The sequence below is a fragment of the Streptomyces atroolivaceus genome, assembly GCF_000717025.1.
In the GTDB taxonomy this organism is placed as follows: Bacteria; Actinomycetota; Actinomycetes; order Streptomycetales; family Streptomycetaceae; genus Streptomyces; species Streptomyces atroolivaceus.
Window position 1 is genome coordinate 18,752 of record NZ_JNXG01000006.1, and the last position, 12,045, is coordinate 30,796.

General features: G+C 68.9%; 9 protein-coding genes and 5 pseudogenes. 7 read left to right on the forward strand and 7 right to left on the reverse strand.

Annotation, left to right across the window (positions count from 1 at the left end; genetic code table 11):
• Positions 1-24: 24 nt before the first annotated feature.
• A pseudogene (locus OO67_RS37955) lies at positions 25-866 on the reverse strand (IS5 family transposase).
• 588 nt (positions 867-1,454) lie between these two features.
• Between OO67_RS37955 and OO67_RS14815 the strand changes: the two are divergent.
• A complete protein-coding gene (locus OO67_RS14815; protein ID WP_033300477.1) occupies positions 1,455-2,849 on the forward strand; it encodes a hypothetical protein in 1,395 nt (464 codons plus the stop codon).
• A gap of 82 nt (positions 2,850-2,931) precedes the next feature.
• Here OO67_RS14815 and OO67_RS14820 read toward each other — a convergent pair whose 3' ends face one another.
• A complete protein-coding gene (locus OO67_RS14820; protein ID WP_157841673.1) occupies positions 2,932-3,321 on the reverse strand; it encodes a hypothetical protein in 390 nt (129 codons plus the stop codon).
• A gap of 138 nt (positions 3,322-3,459) precedes the next feature.
• Positions 3,460-4,053 carry a hypothetical protein gene (locus tag OO67_RS14825; protein ID WP_033300478.1) on the reverse strand — a complete coding sequence of 198 codons (594 nt, stop codon included), beginning with the start codon at positions 4,051-4,053 and terminating at the stop codon, positions 3,460-3,462.
• A gap of 47 nt (positions 4,054-4,100) precedes the next feature.
• On the opposite strand from OO67_RS14825, the gene OO67_RS14830 reads away from it, so the two are divergent.
• Together OO67_RS14830 and OO67_RS14835 are read left to right on the forward strand one after the other, a co-directional pair.
• On the forward strand, positions 4,101-4,577 hold the full coding sequence (locus OO67_RS14830; RefSeq protein WP_051709395.1) for a hypothetical protein: 477 nt from the start codon (positions 4,101-4,103) through the stop codon (positions 4,575-4,577).
• Positions 4,578-4,867: 290 nt separating this feature from the next.
• Positions 4,868-6,028, forward strand: coding sequence for an IS701 family transposase (locus OO67_RS14835; RefSeq protein ID WP_033300480.1), 1,161 nt, complete (start codon positions 4,868-4,870; stop codon positions 6,026-6,028).
• A 206-nt stretch (positions 6,029-6,234) separates the two neighbouring features.
• On the opposite strand, the pseudogene OO67_RS39720 reads toward OO67_RS14835, so the two are convergent.
• Positions 6,235-6,444 (reverse strand): annotated as a pseudogene (locus tag OO67_RS39720) (IS5/IS1182 family transposase); the annotation flags it as partial.
• Positions 6,445-6,669: 225 nt separating this feature from the next.
• On the opposite strand from OO67_RS39720, the pseudogene OO67_RS39285 reads away from it, so the two are divergent.
• Together OO67_RS39285 and OO67_RS14845 are read left to right on the forward strand one after the other, a co-directional pair.
• A pseudogene (locus OO67_RS39285) lies at positions 6,670-7,605 on the forward strand (site-specific integrase).
• A 119-nt stretch (positions 7,606-7,724) separates the two neighbouring features.
• The gene (locus tag OO67_RS14845) at positions 7,725-9,287 is read left to right on the forward strand and encodes an FAD-dependent oxidoreductase (protein WP_033300482.1); all 1,563 of its coding nucleotides are present in this window, start codon (positions 7,725-7,727) and stop codon (positions 9,285-9,287) included.
• A gap of 580 nt (positions 9,288-9,867) precedes the next feature.
• Here the strand turns inward: OO67_RS14845 and OO67_RS14850 are convergent.
• From OO67_RS14850 to OO67_RS39725, 3 genes and pseudogenes are all read right to left on the reverse strand, one after another.
• On the reverse strand, positions 9,868-10,566 hold the full coding sequence (locus tag OO67_RS14850; protein WP_033300484.1) for a lipocalin-like domain-containing protein: 699 nt from the start codon (positions 10,564-10,566) through the stop codon (positions 9,868-9,870).
• Between the two features lie 85 nt (positions 10,567-10,651).
• Positions 10,652-11,068, reverse strand: coding sequence for a Rossmann-fold NAD(P)-binding domain-containing protein (locus OO67_RS14855; RefSeq protein ID WP_051709397.1), 417 nt, complete (start codon positions 11,066-11,068; stop codon positions 10,652-10,654).
• A 75-nt stretch (positions 11,069-11,143) separates the two neighbouring features.
• Positions 11,144-11,321 (reverse strand): annotated as a pseudogene (locus OO67_RS39725) (XRE family transcriptional regulator); the annotation flags it as partial.
• Between the two features lie 98 nt (positions 11,322-11,419).
• Between OO67_RS39725 and OO67_RS14860 the strand changes: the two are divergent.
• Positions 11,420-11,724: pseudogene (locus tag OO67_RS14860) on the forward strand (transposase); the annotation flags it as partial.
• 68 nt (positions 11,725-11,792) lie between these two features.
• Positions 11,793-12,005: a helix-turn-helix domain-containing protein gene (locus tag OO67_RS40800; protein WP_244300189.1), complete on the forward strand. Its 213-nt coding sequence runs from the start codon at positions 11,793-11,795 to the stop codon at positions 12,003-12,005.
• The last annotated feature ends 40 nt before the right edge of the window (positions 12,006-12,045 follow it).

The following is a 12,045-nucleotide window of genomic DNA, read 5'->3' on the forward strand; positions in this document are numbered from 1 at the left end:
CCCGCTAGGTTCTGTCGTCAAATGTCACGCCCACATCAGGAGTGATGCGAGGGTGACGGCTGCTTCGTAGGACTGGGCGGTTTTGTCGTAGCGGGTGGCGATGCCGCGCCACTGTTTCAAGCGGCTGAAGCAGCGTTCCACGACGTTGCGGTGCTTGTAGACCTCACGGTCGAAGGCGGCCACCGTGGCTGCCTCGCCGGGCCCGGTGGCCGACCTGGTCGGTCCGCTCGGGAATCGTGTGCGGTAAGCCCCGACGGCGGAGCCAGGCGCGGATCGCCTTCGAGCTGCAGCCCTTGTCGCCCAGGACGTGATCGGGCCGGGTGCGGGGCCGCCCTGCCGGTCCGATCCGGGCACCCGGACCGCTTCCATCACGGCAGGGAGCCGGGTGCAGTCGTTGGTGTTGCCGTCCGTGACGACGAAGGCGAGCGGACGGCCCGGGCCGTCGCAGGCCAGGTGAATCTTGCTGGTCAGACCGCCTCTGGACCGGCCGATGGCCGGGTCGCGGAGCCCTCTTTTCGAGCCCTCGCCGCATGCTGATGGGCCCGGACGACCGTGGCATCGACGGACACCAGCCACTCGATGTCGCCCGCCGCGTCCGCCTTCGCCTGCGCGGCCCGCAGCATCCGGTCGAACGTGCCGTCCGCGGCCCACCTGCGAAAGCGCGTATGCCGCGTGACCCACGGACCGTAACGCTCGGGCACATCCCGCCAGGCCGTCCCGGTCCGGAACTTCCACACGATCCCGTTCAGGACCCGGCGGTCGTCCAGCCGCTTCCGCCCCCGTAACGACTCGGGCAGCAACGGCCGGACGAACTCCTGCTCGGCATCGGACAGTTCATGGCGACGTATCACGACACCATGATCCACCAGCGATGATCATTTGAAGACACTGCCTACCGGCTTCCGGCCTGGACTGAGCTGTCCCCAGCCCGGCCTATGTGCGGTCGCCTTGGCCGATTCGGCCAGGGCGGCCGCGCATGCGCGGGCGGCCACAGCATCGGCAACGAGGCCGGCCGCCCCGTTCCCTTCACCCGAGACTCGAGATCAGGAAAACCTCCGCATGCCCCCGTCTGCCCATCACCACCGAGCGCCTGGCCCTCTTCGGCACCCTGCTGGCGACCTTCGGAGAGCTGCATCCTGCCTGCGACCACTGGGTTCAGGGCAGTAAGACGGCCTCGCGAAAGCGGCTGTACGGCGAGGACCTGGTCCACGCCGACGGCTCCCCGGACACGCCGGACTCCACCCGCCCGACGATGACCACCAGCACACTCGGCAGGCGCGCGGTGGCCTGCCACTGCCTTTCTGTTGGGGTGGTGACCTAGGAGCTCCCTCGGTAGGCATCTGTGCTGGTCAAAGTCTCAAGGACCGGTGCAACGGTGATCGACAGATGTCGTGCATGGCATACGAGATCATGGGCGCGGACCGATCGGGGAAGACAAAGGAGGTAGAGGAATCATGGTGGCGTTCCACGCATCCGCGCTGGACGGAGTGGCCCGAAATCCGGCGCTGCCGACGCCGCTGCTGCTGCGCCTGCTCGCCTTCGGGGCAGACGGCGACCGTCCGCCCCGTGACGTTCTTCACCGGGCCGGACTCCCCCAGTCGGCCGTCGCGCTGATCCTGGCCCACCCGAACTCGGGGGCCCGGATCGATTTCGCTATGAGTGCCAGGGCGGAGCCTGCACAGCGGGCTCGGCTCGCGGACGATCCTTCTCCCAAGGTGCGGACAGCTCTCGCATATGGACCCGAGGTGTACGATCCGCGCGCAAAGGTCGCGCCGCTCCCGGATGCCGTGTGCGCCCGCCTGCTCGACGACCCCGATCATTCCGTGCGCGCGGCCCTGCTGGAGTCGCCCCATCTAGCGCCATCGTTCGTGGCATCGATAGCCACTCATCACCGTGCGGCAGCGCGCTGGGAATCGGTGCGTGCATGGGAGGCCCTATCGGCGGATGAGCGGTCGGCACTGCTGGCCGACCCCGACCCCAAGGTGCGGCGGGCCGCCGAGCTGCAGGAGTGCCGGCGGGATGCCCGCGTGACCGCCGAACTCCTCCGCGACCCGAAGTCCGCCGCCGAGGCGCTGCGCCGCGGACTCCTTGACCGTGCCGGCGCCGAGCGGTGCGTCGCCGAGCGGACGCACCTGACCTCCCTCGCCGAGAACCCGTCGCTGCCCGCCGACCTCGTAGAGCGGCTCGCCGTGGACCCCGAGGAGGCCGTACGACTCGCCGTCTCCCTTCGGCCCGAGCTGGACGAGACGCGGCGCATGGCCATCGACTTCACGACCGGGGACCTCGACAGGGGCGACGGCGTGCGGTGGGTACGGGACGGGCTCGCCGACCCCGAGGTAATGCGCCGGGCCGCGACCTCCGCTCACCCGCTGCTCCAGCGCGCCGCCGCCCGAAGCCCCCATCTGCCGCCTGACCTGCTGCGCCTGCTTGCACGCGTCGAGGACCCGGTGGTGGAGAACCTCCTGGGCATTCACCACCCCGACACTCCGGAGGAGGTCCTGATGCGGGTGTTTGCGCGGCTGGGTGGGACGTTCTCCGCCTGGATGGCGGAGACGCACCCTCGGTTCCCCCGCGAGGGCCTAGCCACCCGCTACGCGAACCACCCCGACGGGAGCTACCGCCGACTGGCCGTGCGGGATCCGGCCGCCACGCCGGAGCTGATCGAACGGCTCAGCCACGACCCCGTTCTCTGGACGCGTCAGGCGGCGGCTCGCGACCCGCGCCTCCCCTTCCACCGGCTCCGCGAGGCCCTCCTCGTCCCCGAATTGGCATCCAGCGCGGGTGCCAACCCGGCGCTCCCCGAGGACGAGATGGCCGCCGTCCTGGACCGGGCTGGCGTTCCCACCTGACCGCCGGGCGGAACCGACTTGCTCGCACCCCAAAGTGAAGGCTGCGATCCACCGACCAGCGGTTGGTATCTGGGTTCGCATGTCAACGGAGGCGGTGAGGGGTGCTGTTGAGTTGGGTCATCAACTCGCGGTTCGTGGCTCGGGATGCCTGGAGGTCTTCTTCGCGTTCGGAGAGCTGGTCGCGGAGCTCGGCGACTTGTTGTTCAAGGTGGTCGATCTTCCGCTGGAGAGTGTCGGTGTCGGTGGGAGCGCCGAGGCCAGTGGCGCGCCAGGCGTCTTGGCCAAGGGCTTCGGACAGGCATTGTTCGAGGCGGGCCACATGGCCCGCAAGGCGGGTGTTGCGTTCGGTGAGGTTGGCCAGATCGCTCAGCAGGGAGTTCCGGCTGACCTGCCGTCCGTTGGTGTTGTACGCCGGAACGCACGCCGCGACCGACCGCGGGGCCCTACTGCTGTGGCCGGCGAAGAAGACCAAGAAGACCGGGTACATCGACCACTGCCAGGCGGTCCGCCTCGACGAAGGTACGGTCACCAAGGAGCTCACGGGCCCGGCAGCGCGTGGATGGAGCTGGACGTTCTCTGCACCAACGGCGCGAGTCGACTGCGCTCGTTCTTATGTGGTGAGCGTGGTCGGGGGGCGCTGGACCTCCAGGACAACTGCCGTGCCTGCCACGGATTGGTCCTCATGCATGGTGATCATCTGGCCGGGCTGAAGGTGCTGCCACTGCGAAGGGTCCAGGGGCGCGAGTCGTACCGAAGCTTGTCCCCCGGGCTCCAGGGAGGGCATGAACTCCACCCAGAGCCGGGCAATGTTGAGAGCCGGCTTGCCGGTCGTGGTCCGGTTGCCGATGTTCCACATCGGTCGCAGGACGCCGGCGCCGGAGATGGGCGTCTTTCGTCGCGCTTCGGTGGCCGGGCGGAGGACGAGGTCGGCTCGGAGAATCCCGTGGCGGGTCTCGAAGCCGCGCCAGTGGCACCAGGCCGCGCTCCTCTCCAGTCTCATCTGTTCGGCGGATATGGCCAGGGTTTCCCAGAAGCTGAGCGGAAGCGGGTGGACGTCACCGAGTTCTTCCAGCAGGTCGAGGGCCACTTCCCACTCGTCGTGAACGAGATACTCCCAGACATCGCTCACCGTGATGTCGTTCTCAGTGGCGATCTTCTCAGGAACCAGCAGGGAAGCGGCTTCCAGCAGCTTGGGGACGTCCATGCGTTGATTCTGGACCACGGTGTCCTGCCCGCGGCAGGAGGCACCCGATGACGTCCATCGAGCAGGTCGCCACTCTCGCGACGTTCGGATCGGAGTGGGCTGTGCTCGCGGTCGGCCACAACCTCGCTGATCACGTGTTCGGTCAGAGCGACCACCAGGCTGCGAGCAAAGGGGCGCCGTCGGCGGCCGAGGTCGCCGACGGCGCAAGCCCGCGGCGGGACTGGAGGGCCTGCCTGGGACATGTCGCCCAGTACCACCTGGTCATGGCCGTGATGCTGGGCCTCGCCTGGGCCGTTCTCCCGATCCACATGTCCTGGGCCGGCCTGGAGGCCGGGCTCATCGTCTCAGCAGTAACGCACGCGCTCTTCGATCGCCGGTGGCCGGTGCGCTGGCTGTTGCAGCACACCGGTTCCCCGGACTTCGCGGAGCTGCGGGCCGCCGGGATGAACGGCATGTATGTGACCGATCAGGCCCTGCACCAGACCGCTCTGCTGGTGTCCGCGTTGCTGATCACAGTGTTGTGAGAGAGGGTCGGGGATGAGGAAGTCCCAGGTCAACGGTCCCGACTCGCTGGAAGCGGCTGGTCTGCTCGCGTTCTTCGGAGGAAGTTGAGCGTCAATTCGATTCCTTCGATTTCGCCCTGCCAGTCCTCGGCGACGGCCCGCCTGCGGCGGGCCAAGAGGTCCTCCTCGATCTCGTCGCGGCGGGGCAGCATCTTGGGGTTGGGGGCTGAGGAACATCCGTGTCAGATCGTGCGCTAGTACTGCAACGGCGTTTGGCGTGACTGGTGGCCAGGTTGGTCGTTGGGCTGGTTATGGGTGGGGTACTTGGTGATGTGAGGGTGTGGGCGGCGGGTCTGGGTGAGGTGCATGAGCGGTTCGTGCACCGGTTTGCCCGGTCGGAGCCGCGGGAGTCGGCGCTGGCGTATATGCGAGGGCTCATAGCGCCGTTGGAGCGGAAGAACGGCTGGACGCTCGCGGAGGAGGCTGGGCATGGCAGCCCTGACCGGATGCACCGGCTGCTGAACCGATGTGACTGGGACGCCGATGAGGTCCTGGACGACGTGCGTGACTACGTGGTCGAGCAACTGGGTGACCCCGGTGCGGTGCTGATCGTGGACGACACGGGCTTCCTGAAGAAGGGGGTCCGCTCGGCCGGGGTCCAGCGCCAATACTCGGGAACGGCGGGGCGGACAGAGAACTGCCAGGTGGGCGTCTTCCTCGCCTATGCCGGCGAACGTGGCCGCACGTGGATCGACCGGCGTCTGTATCTGCCCACATCATGGACCGATGACCGGCAACGCTGCCGGGCCGCGGGCATCGAGGACGCGGTCGCCTTCGAGACGAAGGTGGCCATCGCCAAGACGATGGTCCGCCGGGTGATCACGGAGAAGATCCCGTTCCGGTGGGTGACGGCGGACGCCGCCTACGGTTTCAGCAAGGGCTGGCGGACCGAACTCGAGCGGGCTGACGTCTTCCACGTCATGGCCACCACCCGGCACGACACGGTCGTGACCCGCTGGGCCATGGATCATCCCGTCCATGACCTGTTTCCCGGGCTGCCGAGGCAGGGGTGGAAGCGTCGTTCCTGCGGCAACGGAGCCCACGGGCCACGCGTCTACGACTGGGCCAGGGTCGAGGTCCGGCCCTGGCACCGTAAGGACCGCCGGCATTGGGTCATCGCTCGCCGCAGCGTGAGCCGACCCGATCAGGTCTCGTACTACATCGCCTACTGCCCAGCCGACACAACTCTCGACGAGCTGATCCATGTCGCGGGCAGTCGGTGGGCGGTCGAGGAATGCTTCCAGACCGCGAAGCAGGAGTGCGGCCTGGACGACTACCAGGTCCGCCGCTATCCCGGCTGGCACCGCCACATCACCCTGGCCATGGCCGCCCACGCCTGCCTCACCGTCCTGCGGGCCCGCGCGCTCGACACGGAGAAAGCAGAAACGGATCCTCCCAGCTCATCGCCCTGACCCTCCCCGAAATCCGGCGACTGACCACCCGCTTGGCCCGGCCCCGCGCGAACCTCATCGACCATGTCCTGCACTGGTCACACTGGCGCCGCCGACGACAGTTCCAAGCCCGGATCAGCCACTACAAACGACGCGGCCACACACCACCAGAAACTGCCCACACATCAGAACAAAGACCGTTGCAGTACTAGGCACTGTTTCTCGGATCATGTTCTGAGCCAGATGGCTAGGGCTGCGAGCGTGACGGTACCGAGGTAGATGTAGGCGCGTTTCTCGTAGCGGGTGGCGACGGCCCGGAAGCCTTTGAGCCGGTTGATGGTGCGTTCGACGGTGTTGCGTTTCTTGTAGCGCTCGCTGTCGAAGCCGGTGGGTCGACCGCCTCGGGAACCCCGGTTCTTGCGGTGTCTTTGTTGGTCGATCCGAGAAACAGTGCCTAAGCCTTCATCAGCCCTGATCAGCGGCTGACGGAGCGTCGACGGCGGGGCCGGTCGAAGTCGTCCCACAGATAACACCCCCATATCTGCGGTAGCTTGTTCCGTCACCTGCGGTGACGTTCTCCGGCCGCTGCGTGCAGCGGCCCTGTTATCTGCGGCAAGGGGGAAGCGGTGCCCACCGTCGTACAGCTGCCGGCCGGGTAGGCGTTGCCCGTCCGGGCGGCAGCGGACGTGTTTCTCGACTCGCTCGGCAATCCGAACACGGTCCGCAACTACGGGATCGGGGTGAGCAAGACCGCTGAACGGCTCGGCGAGGCCCGGCCACTGCCGTCGGTCGCGGACGACGAGATCGGCGAGGCCCTGGAACTGCTCTGGGGCACCGCGGCGGTCAACACCTGGAACTCCCGTGGAGCGGGGGTGCTGTCCTGGCTCGGCTGGTGCCGTGAACGCGGCTACGAGGTGCCGATGGTTCCAGCCTGGGCGAAGCGGCTGGCGGTGCCGGACTCCGAGACCCCGGCCCGCTCGAAGGTGGCGGTCGACCGGCTGATCGCGCGGCGCGAGGTGCACCTGCGGGAGAAGACGCTGTGCGGATGCTCTACGAGACCGCCGGGCGGTCCGAGGAGATCCTGGGCGTCAACATCGAGGAACTGGACCTCGCCGGGCGCCGTTGCCTGGTCAAGGCCAAGGGCGCCCGGACCAAGGCCCGCCGCCGGGGCCAGTCGCGCAAAGACTATGTGCTGGAGCCCGTGTACTGGGACGCCGGCACCGCCCGGCTCCTGCCCCGGCTACTCAAGGGCCGCACCCGCGGACCGGTGTTCGTCACCCACCGCCGTCCGGGGCCGGGCAAGGTCGTCCGCCCCCGCGACGTCTGCCCGGACACCGGGCTGGTCAGGCTGTCGTACGGGTAGGCCCGAGTACTGCTCGACGAGCACACTGCCTTCCGCGGTCCCGGTACGGGCTGGGACCTGCACGAATACAGCCGTTCCTCTCTGACACCTCGGCGAGCAGGGCTCGACGCTCCTGATGCTCATGGCGAAGTCCCGGCACAAGAAGCCGGAGAACGTCCGCCGCTACTTCAAGCCGTCCCCAGAGGCGATCGCCGAGCTCACGAGCCTGCTCGCTCCCGGCGATAACAGCCGATGAGCCTCGTTCCTTGATCGTTCTCAGCGTTAACTGTGCCGGCCCCATCTTCCTCGCGGGGCCGGTCCCTTGACACCGCGGCGGCTTTTTGGCCTTTTCGGCCCTCGGTCATAGTCGGCGCCATGGACTATGACGTAGTGGTGGCCGGAGGCGGCCCGGTCGGACTGATGCTGGCCTGCGAGCTCCGGCTCGGGGGCGTGCGGGTGGCCGTCCTGGAGCGCCTCACCGATGTGAACCCGACGATCAAGGGCGGGGCGATCACCACGCCCAGCGCCGAGGCGCTCTACCGCCGAGGCATGCTGCCCGCGCTGGCCGAGGTTCAGCGGCAGGCGATGGACCGCTTCCAGGCATTCATGCGCGAGCGGAAAGGCGGAGTCGGAGGCATTGCCGCGGGCCAAGGGCTCGGAATCGTCGGGCACTTCGCCGGAATCATGCTGCGCGCCGACCTGGTCGACCGTACGGAGCCGGGCCTCGGCGACGCCGGACCCGCCGCCGAAATCGCTTTCGTGGCGCAGCAGGACATCGAGCGGCTGCTCGGCGGGCGGGCGGACGCGCTCGGCGTCGACGTGCGTCGGGGAGTGGAGCTGACCGGCTTCGACGCGGACGACGGAGCCGTCACCGTGCGGACGAGCGACGGGGCGATACGCGCCGGCTGGCTCGTGGGCTGCGACGGAGGCCGCAGCACGGTCCGCAAGCTCGCGGGGTTCGATTTTCCCGGTACGGACCCGGAGATCACCTGTCACCAGGCGGTCGTGGAGATGACCGGCGCCGAGGACCTGACGGTCGGCTGGGCCGCCACGGACACCGGGGTGTACGCCCACGGGCCGATGCCGGGCCGCATCGTCACCGTGGAGTTCGACGGCCCGCCGGCTGACCGGGACGCGCCGGTCACCGCCGAGGACCTCCAGGCGCGGCTGCGCCGCGTATCCGGCGTGGACGTCACAATCACCGGGGTGCGGACCGCGACCCGCTTCACCGACCACGCCCGCCAGGTCACCGAGTACCGCAAGGGCCGGGTGCTGCTGGCGGGCGACGCGGCGCACGTGCACTCCGCGTTCGGCAGCCAGGGGCTGAGCCTGGGTATCGGGGACGCGATGAACCTCGGCTGGAAGCTCGCCGCGGCGATCGCCGGCCGGGCGCCGGAAACGCTGCTGGACACGTACACCTCCGAGCGCCACCCGGTCGGCGCGTGGGTCCTGGACTGGACCCGGTCCCAGGTCGCGGCCATGCGCCCGGACCCGCAGTCCCGGGCCCTGCGCGAGATCGTCAGCGACCTGGCGGAGACGGTAACGGGCACCACGTACCTCGCCGCGCGGCTCAACGGTGCCGGGGTGCGGTACGAGCTGCCGGGCGAACACCCGCTGACCGGCCGCAGCACCCCGGACCTCGAACTCACCGACGGCGGCCGCCTCGCTGACCACCTCCACGGCGGCCGGGCGCTCCTGCTCGACCTCACCGACGACCCGGAATTCCGGGCCCTCGCTGCGGGGTATGCCGACCGCGTCGACATCCTGACGGTCGGCTGTCCGTCCCGCCCGGAACTAGCGGCGGTCCTCGTCCGTCCGGACGGCTTCACGGCCTGGGCAGCCGACGCGGGGGCACATGCGCTGACGCCGACGGCCGGGCTGGCGGAGGCGCTGGAGGAGTGGTTCGGAGTGCCAGAGGGTGCGGTGACGCCGGGCTGATCCGTCGCTCTGCTGCCTGACTCGAACCACCCACGGCCGCCGCACCAGCCCGGTGTGGCGGCCGCCCGCACCCCAGTCCCGGCCCAGCGGCAGCCCGGAGCTCTCACTGGCGGCCTACCGCACCCGCCGCCACGCCCTCCGTCGGTGTTACGACTCCCGGCGCCCTACGAGCCGGTGACCAGTGCAAACGTCACCGCCCGGACGGCCGCGCCAAGCCTCCTCCGGTGCGTGAAGAGAGCAAGGTCACGGGTCACCGCCATGACCGCACATCAAGCAGCTGAGTGGGTGCGAAGCGGTATCCGCCACCGAACCGCTGTCCTCAGCATCGCGATGGCCCTCGGAAGCCATAACTTTGGTCAGTCACGCCGGAAAGGGCTGGCTCGCGTTGTTGTCGAGTTTGCCCTTTCCGGGGTGGTTGTGGGGAGAAGGTGTCACGCGAAGACGTCGGCGTAGCCGTGACCGGCGATCGGTTGTCCTTCGAGGGTGCCGGTCACGGTGCTTGGTCCGGCATAGAGGCCGTCGTGGGAGTCCGGCAGTCCGCGATGGGTAATGGTCAGGGATGCGTCGAGGCTGGGGGCGGTCAGCTGCCAGTGGCCGCTTGCCTGCTCGGTACGGTGAGCGCGGGTGAGGGTGTGTGCCGTCCGCTTTGAGTGCGGTGAGCCAGGAGGTGCCGTCTCCGATGGTGTCCCAGATGCTCGAGTACCGGCCCGCTCCGAGTCGAGGCCGAGCCAGGTGGTGCGCGAGGGCTCGCTGCGGGGGGGGTGCCCCATTGGCGGTCGAACCAGGTGCGCCCGCCGATCTGGTGAGTGGTTCCGTCGACGGTGATGCTGCCCGAGGTGGTCAGTCCGGGCAGTGCGTACTGTCCGTTCATGCCGCCGAACAGGGGGAAGAGGCCGGATCCGCTGTTGTAGAGGACGGGTTCCTCGCGCTGGAGGGTGAGCTGGACCGAGGCGGTGTCCGTGGCGCCGGAGATCTGGAGGTCGTCAAGGTCCCCGCTGATCGTCAGGATGGAGGTCCGCGCGTCGAGGGGTGCGCCGGGCAGGGTCACCGCGTCGAGACTTTCGGTGATCTGCTTCGTACTGCTGTGCCCCTCGGGTTCCTGGAGCAGGGAGACCGTGCTGTGGCAGGTGCCCTGCATCCCCATCGTGTGGATCTTCACCCAGTAAACGGTTTCGTCGGTGTGGAGCTTGGTGGTGAACCACCAGGAGTCCACGGTAGCGGTCGGGTCCGCGGCGAGTTTGTCGGCAGCGTCGATCAGTGTGGGGTGGGACCAGGTCATTACATCTCCTGTCGTTGGTGCACTGGTGCTGTCGTCCGTGGTAAGGCGCCGGGGTCTGCGGGCTTCGGCAGGGGCGCCTGCGAACTCAGGGGGCTGCGATGTCGAGGGACTTGCTCTTGAACTGGCCGGCGATGACGGTCTTCATGACGCGCTTGCCGACCGGGTTGCCGGTCAGCTTCTGGATGAGGCTGCGAACGGTGATGTCCCGGCGGGTCTGCGGGACGAACATCGGCAGTCCCTCCTTGCGGCCGAGGTGTTGCTGGGTGGCGATGAAGGGCCGCAGCCTCTGGTCGTACTCGCGCAGGGCCCGAGGGATGTTGTCGGGGTTGCGCTGCAGGGTGGTTCCGAGGAAGTCGGCGCCGGCCAGGGAACTGGAAGCGCCCATGCCGGAGTAGGGGGTCAGGCACCAGGCGGAGTCGCCGAGGAGGACGACGCGGTCGGTGTGCCAGGTCGGCATCACCACCTGGTGGGTGGAGTCGAAGAGGACGTCGTCGAAGCGCACACCCGAGCTGCCGCGACACGGCGTCGCCTGACCAGCGCCTCCGGCCGCCTCATGGCCGCGCTGGGCCGGGTGAGGTCACGCCGTGGCGATAGGCCCGGGCGGCAGGTGCACGGTCATGATCAGGTGACAGGTCCCGGCCCCGCCGCGGTAGGTACGGGGGCATCGCCAAAGCGTGCTCGGTGGCGTCGACAACCAGGACCATCCAGCCAGTGGTGACGCTGACGGTCTCGACGACACCCGCCTGGTGGGGATGGGGGCGGGGTCCGACGTCGACAGCATGAGGCGGCACAGCTCCGCTCGAGCCCCTCCGAAGCCGTACGGGCGCTTCGACAGCGCCCCTCAGATGAGTGACAAATGGTGCCCGGCTGGCCGTACTCGGTGGTGGCCGCGCTGGAGACCGAACGCACGTCCTGGACGGTGGTGCTGGACGCGGTCCGCCTGGAGCCCGGCGCCGACGTTGCCGCAGTCACCACGGTCCAGATCTGCGAGGTCGTCGAACGGCTCGTCGCCGCCGGCCAGTGGAAGCCGAGCGACCCTGAGGTCCTGGTCGTGAATACGACGCCCCACGCATCGCCCACCTGCTGTCCGGACTGCCCGTCGAGATCCTCGGCCGGCTCCGTTCCGATCGGGTGATGCGTCGGCCGACACCGCTGCGGGTGGCCCGAGCGGGATCCGGTCCCGCGGCCCGGCGTCGAGGCCAAAGCTGAGCAACGCGCTGTTCGCAGTGCTTAAGGAGGAGCTGGCCAAGGGCCCGATCGCGCACGGCTGGCCCGACCAGCGATGGACGCTGTCCAGGATCAAGACTCCGATAGGCCGCAGGTTCCACAAGTCGATGGCTCCGTCGGGAATCTCTCAGATGCTACGCGGACACGGCTGGAGCCATCAGGTTCCGGCCCGTCGTGCGGTCGAGCGTGACGAGGCGGCGGTGGCCGGCTGAGCGAAGGAGGTGTGGCCGGGGGTGGGAAAACGCGGCGGCG

Coding starts and splice junctions, on each gene's coding strand:
- OO67_RS14815 (WP_033300477.1), top strand. CDS start 1,455: ATGGTGGCGTTCCACGCATCCGCGCTGGACGGAGTGGCCCGAAATCCG.
- OO67_RS14825 (WP_033300478.1), bottom strand. CDS start 4,053: ATGGACGTCCCCAAGCTGCTGGAAGCCGCTTCCCTGCTGGTTCCTGAG.
- OO67_RS14830 (WP_051709395.1), top strand. CDS start 4,101: ATGACGTCCATCGAGCAGGTCGCCACTCTCGCGACGTTCGGATCGGAG.
- OO67_RS14835 (WP_033300480.1), top strand. CDS start 4,868: ATGGGTGGGGTACTTGGTGATGTGAGGGTGTGGGCGGCGGGTCTGGGT.
- OO67_RS14845 (WP_033300482.1), top strand. CDS start 7,725: ATGGACTATGACGTAGTGGTGGCCGGAGGCGGCCCGGTCGGACTGATG.
- OO67_RS14850 (WP_033300484.1), bottom strand. CDS start 10,566: ATGACCTGGTCCCACCCCACACTGATCGACGCTGCCGACAAACTCGCC.